Here is a 20,317-nt window from a genome sequence, read left to right as displayed (position 1 = left end):
CCCCCTTCGGAGGGCCGGGTGGGGAGTGCCGGTCGGGAGGGCCGCCGGTCGGTGCGGGCGTCGTCGCCGGGGACCGCGCGGCCGTGTTGCCGAGAATGTCCCCGGGTGGGGTGGCTGCCAAGCCTCACCCGGTCTTCTCAGAGCATTATTTGAGCATGTCGTTCCGGCCGTCAGGGACTTTGGTCCCGAGCACGGGACGTTCCCGCAGGTGGGGTGCCGCGGGCCGGTGCCCGAACGGCGGAAAACCGGAGGCGCCCGGCGGCCGGGCCCGGTTAGCGTGGGCGGCCATGAATCCTTCGCCTTCCTTTTCCTTGACGATCCGTGACTTCCGCGCCGACGACGCCGAGGCGGTGGCCGCGGCGCACCGGGCCGGCCGCGAGCACCTGGTGCTCTCCGCCGAGGCCCTGGTCTGGCTGAACGCCCAGCCCGGTTCCGCGGAGCACTTCCGCACCTTCGTCGCCGAGCTGGACGGCCGGGTGGTCGGCGCGGCGCGCTGCGGGGTGGTGCTCGGGACGACGACCACCGGGGTCGGCTACGTCAACGGCAGCGTGCTGCCGGAGTTCCGCCGGCGCGGCGCGGCCACCGCGCTGCTGGCCGCGGTCGACCGGCACCTGGCCGCGCACGGGGTGACCGCGCTGCACACCTGGATGGACGACGAGCCCGCCTCGCTGGCCTTCGCCGCCGCCCGGGGCTACGAACTCGGCCGCACCATGCGGTTCGCCGGCCGGGACCTGGCCCTGCCGCTGCCGCCGGCGCCGGTACCGCCGCCGGGCGTCGAGCTGCGCCCGGCCGCCGACTGGGCCGGCGACCCTCACCCGCTGTTCCTGGTCGAGGAGGACGCCGTCCAGGACGAGCCGGGCAGCGAGGTGCCGATGGACGCCTACGCGTACGAGGACTGGCTGCGCGGCGACTGGAACCGGCCGGACCGGGACCGCGCGCTGAGCGTCGTCGCCGTGGTGGACGGCGTGCCGGCCGCGTTCAGCATGGTGCAGACCGACGGGGTGGACCGCTACTGGTCCGCGTTCTCCGCCTGCCGCCGGGAGTTCCGCGGCCGGGGGCTGACCAAGCTGGCCAAGCGGGAGTCGCTGCGGCTCGCCGTGGCGGCCGGCTACCGGCACGCGTACACCAGCAACGACACCACCAACGGGCCGATGCTGGCGGTCAACGCGTGGCTGGGGTACGAGGCCTGCGCGGGGGAGCGCAAGGGGGTCCGGCAGGTGAAGCGGCCGTAGCGGGCGGGCATCTGACGATTCGTCCGGCACCGTCCCGGCCAGGGGAACTTCGGCCAGATGTGGTCCAGACCACGCGGGGCGAATCGGGGAATTTCCGGGTGATTCAGGCGCTAACTGGCTGGAACCGTAACAGTTTTGCTCCGCTCCTGGCACAGCATGGGCATAATCGCGCACATGACGATCAACCGTGCGAACGTGAGCGCGATTGCCGAGGACCTGTACGTATGGCTTCCGCCGAAGCGCGGCTGGGGCCTGGCCAACTGCGGACTGCTGTCCTCGGAGACCACCGCGCTCTGGATCGACACGCCGTACGACCCCTCGATGGCCGGCGAGTTCCTGGCCGCGAGCCGGCGGCTGCTGCCGGACGGGGTCGAGGTCGACCGGGTGGTCGTCACCCACGCCAACGGTGACCACCTGTGGGGCGCCGGGGTGCTGCCGAACGCCGAGGTGATCGCCACCCGCGAGGCGCTGGAGCACATCCACTGGGAGCCCACCCCGCAGCAGCAGCACGGCCTGGTCGCCAACAGCGACCCGGACTCCCCGCTCGGCGGCTACCTCCGGGAGCACTTCGGCCGGTTCGACTGGTCCGGAACCGAGCCGGTACGCCCCGACACCGTCTTCACCGGCGAGCTGGAACTGACGGTCGGCCGCTACCCGGTGCAGATCAGCAGCCTGCCCGCCGCCCACACCGGAGGCGACCTGATGGTCCACCTCCCGCACCAGCGCGCGGTGTTCACCGGCGACGTGATCTTCTCCTCGACGCCCGAGCAGCCCGGCGACCACCCCTCGCACTGGGCCGGACCGCTGGAGAACGTCATCGGCGCCTGCGAGCGGGCCCTGGCCACCGGCGCCGAGATCTTCGTGCCCGGTCACGGCCCGGTGCTCGACCGCGACGGCGTCCGGGAGCACATCGGCTACCTCGGGTACGTCCGCGACCGCGCCCACGCCCTGCACGCCGCCGGGATACCCGCGCTGGACGCCGCCCGCCGGGTGATCGCCGAGCAACGCCACCCCGAACTCGGCCTGCCCGAGCGGCTGGTGCTGACCATCGCCGCCGAGTACCGGAACCTGGACGGCTCCGAGGCCCCGGGCGTCCTGGAGGCCATGGGCCAGGTCGCCCTGGTGGCCCGGGAACTGGCCGAGGACGGCGCCCGCCCCCCGCACCCGCGCACCCGGCGGAACTGACCCAGCCCGCTCCACCGGCCCGACCCGGCCGACCCGTCCGATCCGGCCGGCCCAACCCGCAAGCACTCCCGAGGACTTCGATGACGCAGATCGCGCTGATCGTCCTGGCGCTGGTCGCCGCCGTGGCCACGGCCGTGCTCGCGCGCGGCCGGACCGCCGCCGTCGCCCGGGCGGCGGCCGCCGAGACCGCGCTCGGCCTGGGGGAGGAGCGTGCCCGGGCCGCCGAGGGCAGACTCGCCCGCTCGGAACAGCAGCAGCGCGAGGCGCAGGAGGCCGCCCGGCGCGCCGCCGAGGAGGCCCGGCGGGCGGAGGAACGCACCCGGTCCGCCGAGGACAGCGTCCGCGAGGCGCAGGAAGCGGCCCGGCAGGCCCAGGACACCGTCCGCGAGACCATGCAGCAGAGCGCCGCCGCGACCGACCGGGCCGAGCGGGCCGAAGACGCCCACGCCGCCGCCGAGGCACGGGCCGCCGCGCTGCTCGCCGAGGTCGGCCACCTCGCCCAGGAACGGGTCGCCGCCACCGCCGTACGGCTCACCCACGCCAACGCCCCGCTGGTCGGCCCGCTGGACCCGCGGGCCGTCGGTCCCGAGGCCGTCCGGGCGCTCCAGGCCGTCCTGGACGCCGCCCACGCCGCCCTCGCCGACGAGCGCGAACGGGTGGACGCCGCCGCCCGCGCCGCCATGCGCGGCGCCACCTCCCGGATCCAGACCCTGCTGTACCAGATCCAGAGCCTGGTCCAGCAGCTCCAGCACGAGAACGACGACCCCCGGCTGCTGGAGGTCGACTTCCGCAACGAGGTCGCGCTGCGCCGGATCCAGACCGTCGCGGTGCTCTGCGAGGCCTGGCCGGGCCTGGCCCGTACCGACTCGCCGCTCGCCGAGGTGGTCGTCGGCGCGCTCTCCCGGGTGCCCGGCTACGCCCGGATCAAGGTCGCCAACCACCTGCGCGAGCAGCGCCTCGCCGTGGTGGCCCGGGCCGCCGAGCCGGTCGCCGTCACCATCGCCGAACTGCTCGCCAACGCCACCGCCTACTCCCACCCGGAGACCGACGTCCCGGTCACTGTCCAGCAGGGCGGCCGCGGCGCGCTGGTGATCATCGACGACAGCGGCATCGGCATGGACGAGGACCAGCTGCGCCGCGCCCGCCGACTGCTGGCCGGCCCGCCGGACATGCTGCTCACCGAGCTCGGCAACCCGCCCAAGACCGGCTTCGCGGTGATCGGCAAGCTGGCCCGCCAGTACGGCTTCTCCTGCCACATCGAGCCCTCGCCGTACGGCGGCATGCGGACCATCCTGCGCATCCCGGCCGCGCTGGTGACCGTCGTGGCCGACGAGCGGCCGCTCTCGGTGCTCACCCCGCTGCCGCTGCGGGCCGGCACCGGCCCGGCCCAGGCGCCCACCGTCGCGGCCGTGCCGCCGATGCGCGACGCCGACGAGCAGGACGGCCCGCGGCTCGCCGACCGCCACAACCAGCCGGGCCCGCGCCCGGCGCCCACCATCCGCGTGGTGCCCGACCCGGTCGCGGACGAGCCGGCCGCGGAGCGGCCCGCCACGAGCGCCCCGGCGGCGGACCCGGCCGTGCCCGACGACGGCACCGGACTGCCCACCCGGCGCCGCCGCCGCCCGCTGGCCACCGCGGAGCCGGCCGCCGCGCCGCCCGCCCCCGCCGCCACCACCGGACGCACCCCCGAGCGGGCCGCCTCCCACTGGCAGGCGCTCCAGCAGGGCACCGACTCCGGCCGGGCCGCCGTGGCCCAGGCCGCCCGCCAGGACGCCGCCGGCGCCGTGCCCGAGCACGGCGACGCCACCGCCGGCACGACCGGCACCACCCCCGGTGACACCACCGCCGACAGCGCCCCCGGTGCCCGGAGCACCGGTCCGACCCCAGAAGGAGCCGAGCAGTGAGCAGCACGCCCAGCCCGACCACCACCGACGAGATCTCGTGGGTGCTGACCCCGCTGCTGGAGCTGCCCGGGGTCCTGCACGCGGTCGTCGCCACCGGGGACGGCCTGGTCGAGGGCGCCTCGGACGGCCTGGAGCGGGCCTCCGCCGAGCGGGTCGCCGCGATGACCGCCACCGTGCACGCCGCCGCCCGGGCCTTCACCGCCGCGTTCACCGAGGCCGAGCGGCCCCGGCTGGCCCAGACCGTGGTGGAGTCCGACCTCGGCTACGCCATCGTGGTGCCCGCCGGGGAGAACACCTCGCTCGCCGTGTTCACCTCGCCGGACGCCCAACTCGGCAACGTGGCCTACCAGATGCAGCTCCAGGTCGCCGCCCTCGGCCGCGCGCTCGCGAGCCCGGTCCGGCGGCAGGACGACGACGGCCGGTCATGACCGCCTCCCGCAGGCGGATGGTCCCCGCCTACCTGGCCACCGGCGGCCGCAGCCGCCCCGGCAACAAGGGCTTCGAGCGGCTGACGGTGCTGTTCGCCGACCGGGCCGACCCGCCGGACGCACTCGAACCCGAACACCGCCGGCTCTGGGAACTGCTGCGCCCCGGCGCGCTGACCGTGGTGGAGGCCGCCGCGCACCTGCGCCTGCCGGTCAGCGCCACGGTCTTCCTCGCCGCCGACCTGGTCGAGGCGGGCTGCCTGCGCGCCCGCGCGCCGATCCCGCGCGCCCAGCAGACCGACCGCTCCATCGTCGAGAGGCTCCTCGTTGGACTCCGTGCGCTCAGGTGATCCGGCCGCCCGGCCGGACCCGGACGACCAGACCGGCCGGCCGAGCCGGGTCGGCTACCTGCCCGACCAGGACCAGACGCTGATGAAACTGGTGGTGGCCGGCCCGTTCGGGGTCGGCAAGACCACCCTCATCCGCACCCTCTCCGAGATCGCCACCCTGCACACCGAGGAGGCGATGACCGAGACCGGGCGGCCGGTGGACGACGTGGCCGGGGTGCCCGAGAAGTCCACCACCACCGTCGCCGTCGACTTCGGCCGGCTCACCCTGCCCGGCAACGTGGTGCTGTACATGTTCGGCACCCCCGGCCAGCGCCGCTTCTTCCCGCTCTGGCAGGACATCGCGCGCGGCGCGCTGGGCGCCCTGGTGCTCGCCGACACCCGCCGGCTCGCCGACTCCTTCGAGATCATGGACATGGTCGAGGAACAGGGCCTGCCGTACGCCGTCGCCGTCAACCGCTTCCCGGACACCCCGGACCACCCGGCCGAGGTGCTGCGCACCCACCTGGACCTGCACGCCGGCACCCCGCTGCTGCTCTGCGACGCCCGCGAGCGCGACAGCAGCCTGGACGCCCTGATCGCGCTGGTCGAGCACGTCCTGGAAGCCCTCCCCGAAGCCCCGCCCGCCACCCCGGAGAACCCGTGAGCGTCGAGCCCCGCCCGACCCCGATCCACGGCCCGGTCTTCGCCGCCGACCCCCAGCCGGTCTACGAGCGGCTGCGGCGCCACGGCGCCACCGCCCCGGTGGAACTCGGGCCCGGCGTCGAGGCCCTGCTGGTCACCGACTACCAGGCCGCGCTCGACCTGCTGCGCGACACCGACACCTTCTCCAAGGACTCCCGGCTCTCACGGCGCGAGCTCCCGCAGGACTCCCCGCTGCTGCCGATGCTCGGCTACCGCCCGACCGCGCTGTTCAGCGACGGCGAGACGCACGCGCGCTACCGGGCGGTGATCACCGACGCCCTCGCGCTGTTCGAACCGCACCGGCTCCAGCGGGAGGTCGCCGAGACCGCGCACCGGCTGATCGACGGCTTCGCCTCCGTCGGCCACGCCGACCTGATCGCCGAGTACTGCCGCCGGCTGCCCGCCTTCGCGCTGACCACCTGGTTCGGGGTGCCGCCCGAGCAGCGCGAGGAGGTGGTGGGCGCGATCACCGGACTGATCGAGTCCACCGAGGAGGCGGGCATCTCGTACGGGAAGCTCCTCGCGGTGGTCACCGCGATGGTCGCCGAGCGGCGCGAGCGCCCCCGCAACGACCTCACCTCCTGGTACGTCACCCACCCGGTCGGGCTGGACGACGACGAGGTGATCCGGCAGATCACCCTGACCCTGATCGCCGGACACGAGCCGACCACCAACCTGATCGGCAACGCCATGCTGCGCCTGCTCACCGACGCCCGGTACGCCGGCTCGCTGTACGGCGGAGCGATGACCGCCCACCAGGCGATCGACGAGGTGCTCTGGCACGAGCCGCCGATGGCCAACTTCTCGGCCCACTACCCGCGGTACGACATCACCTTCCACGGCCGCGAGATCAAGGCGGGCACGCTGCTGCTGGTCTCGTACGCGGCCGCCAACTCCCAGGCCGCGCCGCCGGCCGAGGACGGCGGGCTGCGCAGCGGCGAGAGCGCCCACCTGGCCTGGGCGGCCGGCCCGCACGCCTGCCCGGCCCGGGACCCGGCCCTGCTGATCGCGATCACCGCCATCGAGCAGCTGGGCAGCCGCCTCAGCGACCTCGAACTGGCCACCCCCGCCGAGGAACTGGTCTGGCGCCCGGGCCCGTTCCACCGGGCGCTGCTGCGCCTGCCGGTGCGCTTCCGGCCGGTGGATCCGGTGGAGGGGTAGCCCGCCCCCGGGTCCTCGCACGGAGGCCCGGGCGCCGCGTACGGTGCCCGGGCCGCTCGCCGTCCGCGCTACTCGGCCGGCTTGAGCGTCAGCGAGACGCTGTTGATGCAGTACCGCTGGTCGGTCGGGGTGCCGTAGCCCTCGCCCTCGAAGACGTGCCCGAGGTGGCCGCCGCAGCGGGCGCAGCGCACCTCGACCCGGCGCATGCCGAGCGAGGTGTCCTCGATGTACTGGACGCGGTCCCCGGCCAGCGGCGCGTAGTAGGACGGCCAGCCGCAGTGGCTGTCGAACTTGGTCTCGGAGCTGAACAGTTCGGCCCCGCAGGCCCGGCAGCCGTAGACGCCGACCGTCCTGGTGTCGGTGTACTCACCGGTGAACGGGCGCTCGGTGCCCGCCTCGCGGAGCACGTGGTACTCCTCGGGGCTGAGCTGGGCGCGCCACTCGGCCTCGGTCTTCTCGATCTCGTAGCTCATCACGGGCTCCCGGTTCGGGGGGACGTCGGACGGTGTGCGTCAGACGTTGGAGGCAACGTTCGCGAGGTGCTCGAGGATTTCCGGGCCCAGGTTCGTCACGTCGCCCGCGCCCATGGTGAGCAGCAGGTCGCCCGGGCGGGCGAGGCCGGCCAGCAGGGCGGGGGCGGCGGCGAAGGAGTGCTCGGCGGTGACCTCGGCGCCGGCCCGGCGGGCGGCGTCGATGATCAGCTCGCTGGTCACGCCCGGGATCGGGTCCTCGCGCGCCGGGTAGATGTCCAGCACCACCGAGGCGTCGGCCAGCGCCAGGGCCGCGCCCATCTCCTCGCCGAGCTGCTGGGTGCGGCTGAACAGGTGCGGCTGGAAGACCACCAGCACCCGGCCGCCGCCGGTCAGCCCCTCGCGGATCGCCTCCAGGTCGGCGGTCATCTCGGTGGGGTGGTGGGCGTAGGAGTCGATCACCTGGACCCCGCCGGCCTCGCCCTTGAGCTGGAGGCGGCGGCGCACGCCAGTGTAGGCGCCGAGCGCCTTGGCCAGGTCGGCGGCCGGGACGCCCAGCGCGACGCCGGCGGCCAGCGCGGCCACCGCGTTGTGGGCGTAGTGCCGGCCGGGCACCGAGACGGTGAAGGACAGCTCGACGCCGTCCAGCAGTACCGTGACCTCGCTGGTCATGCCGTGGGCGACCACCGAGAGCACTCGCAGGTCGGCGTCCTCGGCGGAGCCGACCGTCACCACGTTCAGGCCCTCGCGGCCGGCGACCCGGGAGGTCAGCTCGCGGGCGCCGTCGTGGTCGGCCGAGACCACCAGGGTGCCGCCGGGCACGATCCGGCCGACGAAGGTCTCGAAGGACTCGTAGATCTCGTCGATCGAGGCGTAGTTGGCGTGGTGGTCCAGCTCCACGTTGAGCACGATCGCCACCTCGGGCGCGTACTTGTGGAAGCTGCGGTCGCTCTCGTCCGCCTCGGCGACGAAGATCCCGCCGGCGCCGTGGTGGGCGTTGGAGCCGGGCGCGTCGAGGTCGCCGCCGATCGCGTAGGACGGGTCCAGGCCCAGCTCGCCGAGGGCGACGGCGAGCATGCTGGTGGTGGTGGTCTTGCCGTGGGTGCCGGCCACCGCCAGCGCCCGGCGGCCGCCCATCAGCGCGGCCAGCGCGTCCGAGCGGTGCACCACCGGGATGCCGCGCTCGTGGGCGGCGACCAGCTCCGGGTTGTCGGCGCGGATCGCGCTGGAGACGACCACGCTGCTGGTGCCGTCCGGCACGTGCTCGGCGGCGTGGCCGACGTGCACGGTGGCGCCGAGGGCGCGCAGCGCGAGGACGGTCTCGGACTCCTTGGAGTCGCTGCCGGAGACGCTGGCCCCGCGCACGGCGAGGATCTTCGCCAGGCCGGACATCCCGGCGCCGCCGATGCCGATGAAGTGCGGGGCGTGCAGGTCGTGCGCGGCGTCGTTCAAGGCGTGGCTCCGTACGGGCGGGGACAGATCAGGTCGGGCGGACGGGCCGGGAGGACGGAATCGTCCTCGCGGGCGGACCGCAAGGACGATTCTGCACCACCGCAGGGCGGGGCTAGGAGTCGCTGGCGAACAGCCTGAGCACCGGGACCCCCACCTTGTGCCGGGCCTGGGAGGCCCAGTCGCGGTGGAAGAACTCCTCCACGAAGTGCGGGGAGGTGAGCACCACCACCTCGTCCGCCCGCTGATCCTCGACGACCGCGCGCAGCCGCTCCAGCGGCCTGTCCTCGACCAGCTCGCCCACCGCCTCGGCCCCCGCGGAGCGCAGGTGGCGCAGGCTGTGCTCCAGCGACTCGGTGGCCACGGTCGGCCCGCTCTCGGACTCGTCGTGCTCGTGGACCACCTTGTCGAGGTGGCCGAGGGCGACGTCGTCGAGCGCCCGCAGCAGTTCGTCCTGCTTGCCGCGCGGCTGCATCAGGACGACGAAGGACACCTCCTCCTCGCCGTGGAGCGTGGTGACGAGTTCCACGTCCGCGTCGGAGAGAGCCTTTTCGATCATCAGTACGGTCTTGAACACGTGAGTCCTTCCAGTGGCCGGCCCCCGGGCCCCGGCATCGCATAACGGGATCGCGATCAGGGGGTCACGGGGTCGTCCGAGCCCGGGTGACGCAGGTAGCGGGTGAAGAGGAATCCTTTCTGCTCGATCAATGAGACCAGCCGCATCCGCTGCACGTCCGGCATTCGCGCGGCGTCGAGGACGCGCGGCGCGTCGCCGCCGGTGAGCAGCGGGGCCAGCGACAGGCACAGCTCGTCCAGCAGGCCGGCCGCCGCGAGCTGCCCCAGCAGGCGCGGGCCGCCCTCGGTCAGCAGCCGGGTCCAGCCCCGCCCGGCCAGGGCCGCCACGGCCACCCGCGGGTCCACCGAACCGGTGCCGGCGAGCACGAGGTCGGCCACCTCGGCGACCTCCCGGCGGCGCTCCTCGGGGGCGTCCTCGGTGGTGATCACCACCGTCCTGACCAGCGGTTCGGTGAACAGCGGCGCGGTCAGGTCCAGTCGCAGCGAGCGGCTCACCACGGCGATCGCCGGGGCCGGCGCCTGGCCGGCCGCCGCCCGGGCCGCCGCGAACTCCTCGCGGGCCCGGGCCGGCCGGTAGCCCTCGGCGCGGACGGTCTCCGCGCCCACCAGTACCACGTCCGACAGCGCCCGCAGCACCCCGAAGATCCGCTTGTCGGCGTCGCCGGAGAGACCGTCGGACAACCCGTCGAGCCTGGCCGCGCCGTCCAGGCCGGACACCATGTTGGCGCGCAGCCAGGGGCGCCCCTGATTCACCTGTTCGGGGTACGCGTAGACGGCGGCGAGCGACTCCAGGGCCGCCGGATCGGCGGTCCGCCCACCCAACGGGCTGATCAACTGTTGCATGCTCCCAGTCTTCCACCGCGGCCTCCTCCGCCGCGGCCCGCGGCCGTTCGGACGGCGTACCGGGCAGGCGTACCCTCTACTGATGTGCCCGCAGCCTCCAACCCCGCGACCGAGCCGATAGCCGCCGAGTCCGGCTCCCCGATCGCGCTCGCCGACCGCCGCCCCGTCGTCCCCGCCGAGCGGCTGGTCGCCGAGATGGTCCCGCCGCCCCGGTTCGCCGAGGTGAGCTTCGGGACGTACATCCCGGACCCGACCCAGCCGAGCCAGTACGAGGCCGTCCAGGTCCTGGAGCAGTTCGCGGCCACCCTCACCGGGGGAAACGGTTCCGCACCCAAGCGCGGCTGGTTCCGCCGCTCCGCCCCCGCCCCCACCGGCCCGGCCGGCGTCTACCTCGACGGCGGCTACGGCGTCGGCAAGACCCACCTGCTCGCGTCGCTCTGGCACGCCGCCCCCGGCCCCAAGGCCTTCGGCACCTTCGTCGAACTGACCAACCTGGTCGGCGCGCTCGGCTTCCAGCAGGCGGTGCGGACCCTCTCCGGGCACAAGCTGCTCTGCATCGACGAGTTCGAACTGGACGACCCGGGCGACACCGTGCTCGTCTCCACCCTGCTCGGCCGGCTGGTCGACAACGGCGTCAAGCTGTGCGCCACCTCGAACACCCTGCCGGAGAAGCTCGGCGAGGGCCGCTTCGCCGCCGCCGACTTCCTGCGCGAGATCCAGGGCCTGTCCGCGCACTTCCGCCCGATGCGGATCGACGGCCAGGACTACCGCCACCGCGGCCTGCCCGACGCCCCGCCGCCCTACACCGACCAGGCCGTCGAGGCCGCCGCCGCCCGCACCCCCGGCGCCTCGCTGGACGACTTCGACGCCCTGCTCGCCCACCTCTCCGCCGTCCACCCCAGCCGCTACGGCGCGCTGCTGGACGACGTCACCGCGGTCTGCCTGCGCGGCGTCAAGCAGGTCGACGACCAGTCCACCGCGCTGCGCCTGGTCGTCCTCGCCGACCGGATGTACGACCGCGAGCTGCCGATCACCGCCTCCGGCCTGCCCTTCGACCAGGTCTTCCCCGAGGAGATGCTCCGCGGCGGCTACCGCAAGAAGTACCTGCGCGCCATCTCCCGCCTCGTCGCCCTCGCCCGCGACAGCGCCAAGTAGGACCCGCTTGTCAGTGGTGGGCCGTACCGTTGAGTGGTGCGTCCCATCACGAGTATTGAGCGGTCCGTGGCGCCCTTCGAGGTCGTCAGCCCCTTCCAGCCGAACGGTGACCAGCCGGCGGCGATCGCCGAGCTGGAACGGCGGATCAGGGGAGGGGAGAAGGACGTCGTGCTGCTCGGTGCCACCGGCACCGGCAAGTCGGCCACCACGGCCTGGATGATCGAGAAGCTGCAGCGGCCCACCCTGGTGATGGCGCCGAACAAGACGCTGGCCGCGCAGCTGGCGAACGAGTTCCGCGAGCTGCTGCCGAACAACGCGGTCGAGTACTTCGTCTCGTACTACGACTACTACCAGCCGGAGGCGTACGTCCCGCAGACGGACACCTACATCGAGAAGGACTCCTCGATCAACGAGGAGGTCGAGCGGCTGCGCCACTCGGCGACCAACTCGCTGCTCACCCGCCGGGACGTGATCGTGGTCGCGTCCGTGTCCTGCATCTACGGCCTCGGCACCCCGCAGGAGTACGTGGACCGGATGGTCCGGCTCCAGGTCGGGCAGGAGATCGACCGGGACGACCTGCTGCGCCGCTTCGTCGACATCCAGTACGCCCGCAACGACGTGGCCTTCACCCGCGGCACCTTCCGGGTCCGCGGCGACACGATCGAGATCTTCCCGGTGTACGAGGAGCTCGCCGTCCGGATCGAGATGTTCGGCGACGAGATCGAGGCGCTGTACACCCTGCACCCGCTCACCGGCGAGATCATCAGCCAGGACGAGTCGATCCACGTCTTCCCCGCCTCCCACTACGTCGCCGGCCCCGAGCGCATGGAGCGCGCGATCAACGGCATCGAGAAGGAGCTGGAGACCTCTCTCGCCCGGATGGAGAAGCAGGGCAAGCTGCTGGAGGCCCAGCGGCTGCGCATGCGCACCACCTACGACATCGAGATGCTGCGCCAGATCGGCACCTGCTCGGGCGTCGAGAACTACTCGATGCACTTCGACGGCCGTGAGCCGGGCTCCCCGCCGAACACCCTGCTCGACTACTTCCCGGAGGACTTCCTCCTGGTCATCGACGAGTCGCACGTCACCGTCCCGCAGATCGGCGCGATGTACGAGGGCGACGCCTCGCGCAAGCGCACCCTGGTCGAGCACGGCTTCCGGCTGCCGTCCGCGATGGACAACCGGCCGCTGAAGTGGGAGGAGTTCCTGGGGCGGATCGGCCAGACGGTCTACCTGTCGGCGACGCCCGGCGCGTACGAGCTGTCGCGCGGCGACGGCCAGGTCGAACAGATCATCCGCCCGACCGGCCTGATCGACCCCGAGGTGATCGTCAAGCCGACCGAGGGGCAGATCGACGACCTGGTGCACGAGGTCCGCAAGCGGGTCGAGAAGGACGAGCGCGTCCTGGTCACCACGCTGACCAAGAAGATGGCCGAGGACCTCACCGACTACATGCTCGGCCTGGACATCCGGGTCCGGTACCTGCACAGCGACGTGGACACCCTGCGCCGGGTGGAGCTGCTGCGCGAGCTGCGGGCGGGCCGGTACGACGTGCTGGTCGGCATCAACCTGCTGCGCGAGGGCCTGGACCTGCCCGAGGTCTCGCTGGTGGCGATCCTGGACGCGGACAAGGAGGGCTTCCTGCGCTCCGGCACCTCGCTGATCCAGACGATCGGCCGCGCCGCCCGCAACGTCTCCGGCCAGGTCCACATGTACGCGGACAGGATCACTCCGTCGATGGAGAAGGCCATCGACGAGACCAACCGCCGCCGGGCCGTGCAGCAGGCCTACAACAAGGAGCACGGGATCGACCCGCAGCCGCTGCGCAAGAAGATCGGCGACATCCTGGACACCCTCGCCCGCGAGGACGTGGACACCGACGAGCTGCTCTCCACCGGGTACCGCAACCAGGGCAAGGGCAAGGCCCCGGTGCCGGCGCTCGGCGCGGAGCGCAAGCCGGCCAAGTCCCTGCCGGCGGCCGAACTGGCGGACCTGATCCAGGAGATGACCGACCGGATGCACACCGCCGCCGCCGACCTCCAGTTCGAGGTCGCGGCCCGGCTGCGCGACGAGGTCAAGGAGCTGAAGAAGGAACTGCGGCAGATGCGCGAGGCGGGTGTGGCCTGACGGCGCGGCCGGGACACGGCCCTTCCCCGCGTCCGCGGGGGTCAACCGCCCGGAGGTGTCTCAGACCTGCCACAAACGGGGAAACCCCGGGGGGCCGGGGCCGCCGCAGGCCCTAGGCTGGCCTGCGGCACCGTGCCCTCGGGACGGGGTGGCGGGCCGTACGCAGAGGGGGCCTCAGCCGGGGGACGGCGACGGGGTGTTCCACCGTGGAGCCGCGCGGCCGTGACCGCGCGGCCGGCAGAGAGGACGTCGTCGTGTCGGTGAACCTGGCCAAGGGGCAGAGGGTCAGCCTCCAGAAGGGGCCGGGCAGCGCCCTGTCCGTGGTCCGGATGGGCCTCGGCTGGCAGGCCGCCCCCAAGCGCGGGCTGTTCGGCAGCCGCACCCGGAAGGTCGACCTGGACGCCTCGGCGCTGCTGTACGCCGAGAAGACCCCCTCGGACGTGGTGTTCTTCTCGCACCTGGAGAGCAGCGACGGCTCCGTGCGGCACACCGGCGACAACCTGGAGGGCGGCTCCGGGGCCGAGGACGACGAGGCGATCCTGGTCGACCTGGCGCACGTGCCCGTGAACATCACCCAGGTGGTGTTCACGGTGAGCTCGTACACCGGCCAGACCTTCGCCGAGGTGCAGCGGGCGCACTGCCGGCTGGTGGACGAGACCACCGGGCTGGAGCTGGCCCGCTACGAGCTCGCGGGCGGCGGGCCGCACACCGGTCAGATCATGGCCAAGGTGGTCCGGGACGGCAACGGCGGCTGGGAGATGCAGGCGATCGGCGCGCCGGCCAAGGGGCGCACCTTCCAGGACCTGCTGCCGGCGATCGAGCCGTACCTGTAGTCCGGCCGGGCGGGTTCTTTACCTTCTTTACCTTCTCTTGGGTCGGCTGTTACCCTCGTTGGCAGCGGAGGGGAGTATTCCTCGACAGTCGACCCCGTCATCACGGATGCCCGTCGCGGCATCCCGGGGCGCTGGCCCGACGGGCGGAAGAGACCTCCGGCAGTGACGATGACTGTCTCGCCTACCTGCCGGAGGAGCAGTAGTGGACGTTTCCCTGACCATGTGGGTCTCCACGATCCTGGTGCTGGTCGCACTGATCGTGGCGGACTTCTTCATCGGAGGGCGCAAGCCGCACGAGGTCTCGATCAAGGAGGCCGGGATCTGGACGGCCGTCTGGGTGGCCCTGGCGGTGCTCTTCGGTGGTTTCCTCTGGTGGCACTCCGGATCGGAGCCGGCGGGCGAGTTCTTCGCCGGCTACATCACCGAGAAGTCGCTCAGTGTCGACAACCTCTTCGTGTTCATCCTGATCATGGGCAAGTTCGCGGTGCCCAGGATCTACCAGCAGCGCGTGCTGATGTTCGGCGTGATCATCGCGCTGGTGCTCCGGGCGGTGTTCATCGCCGGTGGCGCGGCCCTGGTCTCCGAGTTCTCCTGGGTGTTCTTCATCTTCGGCGCCTTCCTGATCTGGACGGCCTGGAAGCTGATCAAGGAGGCCCGCGCCGAGGACGAGGGGGAGGAGCACTTCGAGGAGAACCGCGCCCTCAAGGCGATCACCCGCCGCTTCCCGGCGACCGAGGACTACCGCGGCACCAAGCTGTTCGTCCGGGAGAACGGCCGTCGGCTGATCACCCCGATGCTGATCGTCATGCTGGCCATCGGCACCACGGACGTGCTGTTCGCGCTGGACTCGATCCCGGCCATCTTCGGCCTCACCCAGGACGCGTACATCGTGTTCACCGCCAACGCCTTCGCCCTGATGGGCCTGCGCCAGCTGTACTTCCTGATCGGCGGCCTGCTGACGAAGCTGGTCCACCTGAGCTACGGCCTCTCGGTGATCCTCGGCTTCATCGGCGTGAAGCTGGTGCTGCACGCCGCCCACGAGGCGGGCGCGACCTGGGCCCCGGAGATCGGCATCCCGTTCGCCCTGGCGTTCATCGTGCTCGTCCTGGCGGTCACCACCTTCACCAGCCTCCGGGCCACGAAGAAGGCCGAGCGCGAGGAGCGCGAGAAGCTCGACGCCTGACCGGCGCGCGACGCCGCGGAGCCCCGCCGCCGGATGGACACGTCCGGGGGCGGGGCTCCGTGCCGTTCGGGCCCGGGGGGCTCACCAGCCGCGTTCGCGCCACTCGTCGAGGTGCGGGCGCTCGGCGCCGAGGGTGGTGTCGTCGCCGTGGCCGGGGTAGACCCAGGCCTCGTCGGGGAGGACGTCGAAGACCTTCTCGGTGACGTCGCGGTAGAGGGTCCGGAAGGCCTCCGGGTCGCCCCAGGTGTTGCCGACGCCGCCGGGGAAGAGGCAGTCGCCGGTGAAGACGTGGGGGTGGCCCTGCGGGTCGTCGTAGACCAGCACGATCGCGCCCGGGGTGTGCCCGACCAGGTGCCGGACGGTCAGCTCGACCTCGCCGACCCGCAGCGTGTCGCCGTCGGCGAGCAGCAGCTCGGTGGGGACGTCGATGCCCTCGGCGTCGTGCTCGCCGGCGGCGGTGCGGGCGCCGGTGGTGGCGACCACCTCGGCCAGCGCGCCCCAGTGGTCGTGGTGCCGGTGGGTGGTGACCACGGTGCCCAGTTCGTCGCCGACGGTCTCCAGCAGCGCCGGGGCGTCCGCGGCGGCGTCGATCAGCAGCTGCTCGTCGGTGGCCCGGCAGCGCAGCAGGTAGGCGTTGTTGTCGTACGGGCCGACGGCCACCTTGGTGATGATCAGGTGGGCCAGCTCCCGCACGTCCGGCGGCCCGCCGACCTTGACCGCTCCGTGGTACGTCATCCGTTCGCTCCCTCTCCAGTGGCTTCTGGGATCATCCTCGCCCCGTCAGCCCATCGGGGGAAGCTGGGGGAGGGCGGTGTCGGGGGTGCGGCGCAGGCCGGCTCCGTCGGAGCGGCCGGAGAGCCAGGCGGCGAGGGCGTGGACGGGGCCGGTGACGGTCAGCGCGGGGGTGCCCGAGCCGATCGTGGCGCGCTCCCCGCCGTCCTCGGCGACCAGCTCGACGCCGGGCAGGCCGGTCTCGTCGGCCAGGCCCTCGGCGACCCGGCGGAACTGGGTGACCGCGAAGTCCCGGGGCCACCGCGCGGGGGTGTAGCCGAGGGCCAGGTCGACGTGGTGGAACTCCAGCTCCACCAGGCGCTTGGCCGGGATGTCGTAGGCCGGGAAGACGTAGCCGTGGCGGTGCTTGACCCCGGCGCTCCAGGACTGCGCGTCCATCAGCGCGGCGGCCCCGGTGAAGCGCGCGTGGGAGTCGCGCAGGTCGGCGAGGTGGACGTCGAGCGGTCGCGGGGCGTCGTGCTCGATGTCCCGGTCGCGGGCCTCGTCGCCGGCGTACTGCGGGATGTCGGTGCCGGTGCGGGCGCCGGTCAGCAGGTTGACCAGGGAGTCGGCGTTGCGGGCGAGGTGGGCGAGGACGTGCCCGCGGGTCCAGCCGGGGAGGCCGGAGGGCTCGGCGACGGTGCCGGGATCCATTCCCTCGACGGTGGCCAGGAGGCGCTGGGTGGCCCCCTCGACCTGCTGCAACCAGGAGGCGGCGGCGGACTGCGGCTCGGTCATCGTTTCTGCCCTCGGTTTCGTACGGGTCGGCGCGTTGCCCGCGGGGGCTCCGCTCGTTGACCAGGTGACGCTATCGCCCATCCCGGCCCTGAGCAGGGCCTTTTTCGGTCCGGGTACGGACCGTCCGGGAGCCGCCCTCACTCGTTCGGGTGGTCCCGGCTGGACAAGGTCGATATTCGAACGTCTGAGCTATAGGCTGGCTGCCGCATCCTGGAAGAAGCAGCACATCCCAACGCAAGCCCTCTCGCACCGGAGAAAGGCGCCAGAAGCAGTGGCCGACCGCCTCATCGTCCGCGGTGCTCGCGAGCACAACCTCAAGAACGTCTCGCTCGACCTGCCCCGCGACTCCCTCATCGTCTTCACGGGCCTCTCCGGCTCCGGCAAGTCCTCGCTCGCCTTCGACACGATCTTCGCCGAGGGCCAGCGCCGCTACGTCGAGTCGCTGTCGTCCTACGCCCGCCAGTTCCTGGGGCAGATGGACAAGCCCGACGTGGACTTCATCGAAGGCCTCTCCCCGGCCGTCTCGATCGACCAGAAGTCCACCAACCGCAACCCCCGTTCGACCGTCGGCACCATCACCGAGGTCTACGACTACCTGCGCCTGCTGTTCGCCCGGATCGGCAAGCCGCACTGTCCGCACTGCGGCCGCCCGATCGCCAAGCAGTCGCCGCAGGCGATCGTGGACAAGGTGCTGGAGCTCACCGAGGGCACCCGCTTCCAGGTGCTGAGCCCGGTGGTGCGCGAGCGCAAGGGCGAGTTCGTCGACCTGTTCGCCGACCTCCAGTCCAAGGGCTACTCCCGCGCCCGGGTCGACGGCGAGACGGTCCAGCTCGCCGAGCCGCCGAAGCTCAAGAAGCAGGAGAAGCACACCATCGAGGTGGTGATCGACCGCCTCACGGTGAAGGACAGCGCCAAGCGGCGGCTCACCGACTCGGTGGAGACGGCCCTGCGGCTGTCCGGCGGCATGGTCGTGCTCGACTTCGTCGACCTCCCCGAGGACGACCCCGAGCGCGAGCGGATGTACTCCGAGCACCTCTACTGCCCCTACGACGACGTGTCGTTCGAGGAGCTGGAGCCGCGCTCGTTCTCCTTCAACTCGCCGTTCGGCGCCTGCCCGGACTGCTCGGGCCTGGGCAACCGGATGGAGGTCGACCCGGAGCTGGTGGTGCCGGACGTCGAGCGCTCGCTGGACGAGGGCGCCATCCACCCGTGGTCGGCCGGGCACGCCAAGGAGTACTTCCAGCGGCTGATCGACGCGCTGGCCGGAGAGCTCGGCTTCCGCACCGACATCCCCTGGGCCGGGCTGCCCGCCCGCGCCAGGAAGGCGCTGCTGTACGGGCACAAGCACCAGGTGGAGGTCCGCTACCGCAACCGCTTCGGCCGCGAGCGCTCGTACAGCACCGGCTTCGAGGGCGCGATCCCGTTCATCCAGCGCCGGCACACCGAGGCGGAGAGCGACAGCAGCCGCGAGCGCTTCGAGGGCTACATGCGCGAGGTGCCCTGCCCGACGTGCCAGGGCACCCGGCTCAAGCCGGTGGTGCTCGCGGTCACCGTCCAGGACAAGTCGATCGCCGACGTCTCCTCGATGTCGATCAGCGACTGCTCCGAGTTCCTGGGCGCGATGAAGCTCAACGCCCGCGACAAGCGGATCGCCGAGCGGGTCCTCAAGGAGGTCAACGAGCGGCTGCGCTTCCTGGTCGACGTCGGCCTGGACTACCTCTCGCTGGACCGCGCGGCCGGCACCCTGTCCGGCGGCGAGGCCCAGCGCATCCGGCTGGCCACCCAGATCGGCTCCGGCCTGGTCGGCGTGCTGTACGTGCTGGACGAGCCGTCCATCGGCCTGCACCAGCGGGACAACCACCGGCTGATCGAGACGCTGGTGCGGCTGCGCGACATCGGCAACACCCTGATCGTGGTCGAGCACGACGAGGACACCATCAAGACCGCGGACTGGGTGGTCGACATCGGCCCCGGCGCCGGCGAGCACGGCGGCAAGGTGGTGCACTCCGGTTCGCTGAAGGAGCTGCTCGGCAACGAGGAGTCGCTGACCGGCCAGTACCTCTCCGGCAAGCGGTCCATCCCGATCCCGGAGGCCCGCCGCGAGCGGGACAAGAAGCGCCAGCTGACCGTCCACGGCGCCCGCGAGCACAACCTCAAGGACGTCACGGTCGGCTTCCCGCTCGGCACCCTCACCGCGATCACCGGCGTCTCCGGCTCCGGCAAGTCGACGCTGGTCAACGACATCCTGTACACCCACCTCGCCCGGGAGCTGAACGGCGCCCGCGCGGTGCCCGGCCGGCACACCCGGATCACCGGCACCGACCAGGTGGACAAGGTGGTGCACGTCGACCAGTCGCCGATCGGCCGCACCCCGCGCTCCAACCCGGCCACCTACACTGGGGTGTTCGACCACGTCCGCCGGCTCTTCGCGGAGACGCAGGAGGCCAAGGTCCGCGGCTACCTGCCCGGCCGGTTCTCCTTCAACGTCAAGGGCGGCCGCTGCGAGAACTGCTCGGGCGACGGCACCATCAAGATCGAGATGAACTTCCTGCCGGACGTCTACGTGCCGTGCGAGGTCTGCCACGGCGCCCGGTACAACCGGGAGACGCTGGAGGTCCACTACAAGGGCAAGTCCATCGCCGAGGTGCTGGACATGCCGATCGAGGAGGCGCTGGCCTTCTTCGAGGCCGTCCCGGCGATCGCCCGCCACCTGCGGACGCTCAACGACGTCGGCCTCGGCTACGTCCGGCTCGGCCAGTCCGCGCCGACGCTGTCCGGCGGCGAGGCGCAGCGCGTCAAGCTCGCCTCGGAGCTCCAGAAGCGCTCGACCGGGCGGACGGTCTACGTGCTGGACGAGCCCACCACCGGTCTGCACTTCGAGGACATCAGCAAGCTGATCAAGGTGCTCAGCGGGCTGGTCGACAAGGGCAACACGGTGATCGTCATCGAGCACAACCTCGATGTGATCAAGACCGCCGACTGGGTCGTCGACATGGGCCCCGAGGGCGGCTCCGGCGGCGGCACGGTCGTCGCCGAGGGCACCCCCGAGCAGATCGCCGCCGTCCCGGAGAGTCACACCGGCAAGTTCCTGCGGGACATCCTGCCCGCCGACCTCGCGGACGCCCCGGCGGCCCCGGCCGTCCCGGCGAAGAAGGCGCCGCGCAAGCGCGCGGCCGCCGCGAAGAAGTAGTCCCGCCCGCCGCGCCCCGCCGCTCCCGGGCCACCCTGACACCC

Annotated in this window: 18 protein-coding genes; 12 read left to right on the top strand and 6 right to left on the bottom strand. The window is 72.6% G+C overall.

The genetic code is table 11. The features are described 5' to 3' along the window. Positions 1–311 precede the first annotated feature (311 nt). The 7 genes from ACFRMQ_RS12580 (at position 312) to ACFRMQ_RS12550 (ending at position 6,938) form a co-directional block, all read left to right on the top strand. Entirely contained in the window at positions 312–1,232 is a 921-nt protein-coding gene (locus ACFRMQ_RS12580) for a GNAT family N-acetyltransferase (RefSeq protein ID WP_380729938.1), read from the top strand. A gap of 174 nt (positions 1,233–1,406) precedes the next feature. Beyond that, on the top strand, positions 1,407–2,417 hold the full coding sequence (locus ACFRMQ_RS12575; protein WP_380729936.1) for an MBL fold metallo-hydrolase: 1,011 nt from the start codon (positions 1,407–1,409) through the stop codon (positions 2,415–2,417). Positions 2,418–2,497: 80 nt separating this feature from the next. After that, the gene (locus tag ACFRMQ_RS12570) at positions 2,498–4,321 is read left to right on the top strand and encodes an ATP-binding protein (protein WP_380729933.1); all 1,824 of its coding nucleotides are present in this window, start codon (positions 2,498–2,500) and stop codon (positions 4,319–4,321) included. Beyond that, a complete protein-coding gene (locus ACFRMQ_RS12565; RefSeq protein WP_380729930.1) occupies positions 4,318–4,749 on the top strand; it encodes a roadblock/LC7 domain-containing protein in 432 nt (143 codons plus the stop codon). The genes ACFRMQ_RS12570 and ACFRMQ_RS12565 overlap by 4 nt, the downstream gene beginning before the upstream one ends. Beyond that, on the top strand, positions 4,746–5,096 hold the full coding sequence (locus ACFRMQ_RS12560) for a DUF742 domain-containing protein (protein WP_380729928.1): 351 nt from the start codon (positions 4,746–4,748) through the stop codon (positions 5,094–5,096). Before ACFRMQ_RS12565 ends, ACFRMQ_RS12560 begins: the two co-directional genes overlap by 4 nt. An 82-nt stretch (positions 5,097–5,178) precedes the next feature. Then, positions 5,179–5,739: an ATP/GTP-binding protein gene (locus tag ACFRMQ_RS12555; protein ID WP_380729958.1), complete on the top strand. Its 561-nt coding sequence runs from the start codon at positions 5,179–5,181 to the stop codon at positions 5,737–5,739. Next, positions 5,736–6,938, top strand: coding sequence for a cytochrome P450 (locus ACFRMQ_RS12550; protein WP_380729926.1), 1,203 nt, complete (start codon positions 5,736–5,738; stop codon positions 6,936–6,938). Before ACFRMQ_RS12555 ends, ACFRMQ_RS12550 begins: the two co-directional genes overlap by 4 nt. Before the next feature lie 68 nt (positions 6,939–7,006). Here the strand turns inward: ACFRMQ_RS12550 and msrB are convergent, their stop codons facing one another. The 4 genes from msrB to ACFRMQ_RS12530 form a co-directional block, all read right to left on the bottom strand. Beyond that, positions 7,007–7,411, bottom strand: a complete 405-nt coding sequence (gene msrB, locus ACFRMQ_RS12545) for a peptide-methionine (R)-S-oxide reductase MsrB (RefSeq protein ID WP_380729924.1) — start codon at positions 7,409–7,411, stop codon at positions 7,007–7,009. Positions 7,412–7,450: 39 nt separating this feature from the next. Continuing rightward, complete coding sequence (murC, locus tag ACFRMQ_RS12540; RefSeq protein WP_380729922.1) at positions 7,451–8,860, bottom strand: UDP-N-acetylmuramate--L-alanine ligase; 1,410 nt, start codon at positions 8,858–8,860, stop codon at positions 7,451–7,453. A gap of 112 nt (positions 8,861–8,972) precedes the next feature. Further along, on the bottom strand, positions 8,973–9,434 hold the full coding sequence (locus tag ACFRMQ_RS12535; protein ID WP_380729919.1) for an indole-3-glycerol phosphate synthase: 462 nt from the start codon (positions 9,432–9,434) through the stop codon (positions 8,973–8,975). Between the two features lie 56 nt (positions 9,435–9,490). Continuing rightward, positions 9,491–10,276: a pyrimidine reductase family protein gene (locus ACFRMQ_RS12530; protein WP_380729917.1), complete on the bottom strand. Its 786-nt coding sequence runs from the start codon at positions 10,274–10,276 to the stop codon at positions 9,491–9,493. Positions 10,277–10,360: 84 nt separating this feature from the next. Between ACFRMQ_RS12530 and zapE the strand changes: the two genes are divergently transcribed. The 4 genes from zapE to ACFRMQ_RS12510 all read left to right on the top strand — a co-directional run bounded on the left by zapE (position 10,361) and on the right by ACFRMQ_RS12510 (position 15,574). After that, complete coding sequence (gene zapE / locus ACFRMQ_RS12525; RefSeq protein ID WP_380729915.1) at positions 10,361–11,431, top strand: cell division protein ZapE; 1,071 nt, start codon at positions 10,361–10,363, stop codon at positions 11,429–11,431. Between the two features lie 36 nt (positions 11,432–11,467). Next, complete coding sequence (gene uvrB, locus ACFRMQ_RS12520) at positions 11,468–13,558, top strand: excinuclease ABC subunit UvrB (RefSeq protein ID WP_380729913.1); 2,091 nt, start codon at positions 11,468–11,470, stop codon at positions 13,556–13,558. 254 nt (positions 13,559–13,812) lie between these two features. Continuing rightward, positions 13,813–14,391 carry a TerD family protein gene (locus ACFRMQ_RS12515; RefSeq protein WP_380729911.1) on the top strand — a complete coding sequence of 193 codons (579 nt, stop codon included), beginning with the start codon at positions 13,813–13,815 and terminating at the stop codon, positions 14,389–14,391. Between the two features lie 202 nt (positions 14,392–14,593). Further along, complete coding sequence (locus ACFRMQ_RS12510; RefSeq protein ID WP_380729909.1) at positions 14,594–15,574, top strand: TerC family protein; 981 nt, start codon at positions 14,594–14,596, stop codon at positions 15,572–15,574. Between the two features lie 81 nt (positions 15,575–15,655). Here ACFRMQ_RS12510 and ACFRMQ_RS12505 read toward each other — a convergent pair whose 3' ends face one another. Together ACFRMQ_RS12505 and ACFRMQ_RS12500 are read right to left on the bottom strand one after the other, a co-directional pair. After that, positions 15,656–16,309, bottom strand: a complete 654-nt coding sequence (locus ACFRMQ_RS12505; protein ID WP_380729906.1) for an MBL fold metallo-hydrolase — start codon at positions 16,307–16,309, stop codon at positions 15,656–15,658. A gap of 45 nt (positions 16,310–16,354) precedes the next feature. After that, a complete protein-coding gene (locus ACFRMQ_RS12500) occupies positions 16,355–17,083 on the bottom strand; it encodes a maleylpyruvate isomerase family mycothiol-dependent enzyme (RefSeq protein ID WP_380729904.1) in 729 nt (242 codons plus the stop codon). Positions 17,084–17,354: 271 nt separating this feature from the next. Between ACFRMQ_RS12500 and uvrA the strand changes: the two genes are divergently transcribed. Then, positions 17,355–20,273, top strand: coding sequence for an excinuclease ABC subunit UvrA (gene uvrA, locus ACFRMQ_RS12495; RefSeq protein ID WP_380729902.1), 2,919 nt, complete (start codon positions 17,355–17,357; stop codon positions 20,271–20,273). The last annotated feature ends 44 nt before the right edge of the window (positions 20,274–20,317 follow it).

The organism is Kitasatospora sp. NPDC056783 (assembly GCF_042789895.1).
In the GTDB taxonomy this organism is placed as follows: domain Bacteria; phylum Actinomycetota; class Actinomycetes; order Streptomycetales; family Streptomycetaceae; genus Kitasatospora.
The sequence above is the reverse complement of the archived record's forward strand: the minus strand, read 5'-3'. Positions and strand labels throughout refer to the sequence as shown.

Excerpts from the sequence above, each read along its gene's own strand:
- ACFRMQ_RS12575 (WP_380729936.1), top strand. The coding sequence starts at position 1,407 with ATGACGATCAACCGTGCGAACGTGAGCGCGATTGCCGAGGACCTGTAC.
- ACFRMQ_RS12570 (WP_380729933.1), top strand. The coding sequence starts at position 2,498 with ATGACGCAGATCGCGCTGATCGTCCTGGCGCTGGTCGCCGCCGTGGCC.
- ACFRMQ_RS12560 (WP_380729928.1), top strand. The coding sequence starts at position 4,746 with ATGACCGCCTCCCGCAGGCGGATGGTCCCCGCCTACCTGGCCACCGGC.
- ACFRMQ_RS12555 (WP_380729958.1), top strand. The coding sequence starts at position 5,179 with ATGAAACTGGTGGTGGCCGGCCCGTTCGGGGTCGGCAAGACCACCCTC.
- msrB (WP_380729924.1), bottom strand. The coding sequence starts at position 7,411 with ATGAGCTACGAGATCGAGAAGACCGAGGCCGAGTGGCGCGCCCAGCTC.
- ACFRMQ_RS12530 (WP_380729917.1), bottom strand. The coding sequence starts at position 10,276 with ATGCAACAGTTGATCAGCCCGTTGGGTGGGCGGACCGCCGATCCGGCG.
- ACFRMQ_RS12505 (WP_380729906.1), bottom strand. The coding sequence starts at position 16,309 with ATGACGTACCACGGAGCGGTCAAGGTCGGCGGGCCGCCGGACGTGCGG.
- ACFRMQ_RS12500 (WP_380729904.1), bottom strand. The coding sequence starts at position 17,083 with ATGACCGAGCCGCAGTCCGCCGCCGCCTCCTGGTTGCAGCAGGTCGAG.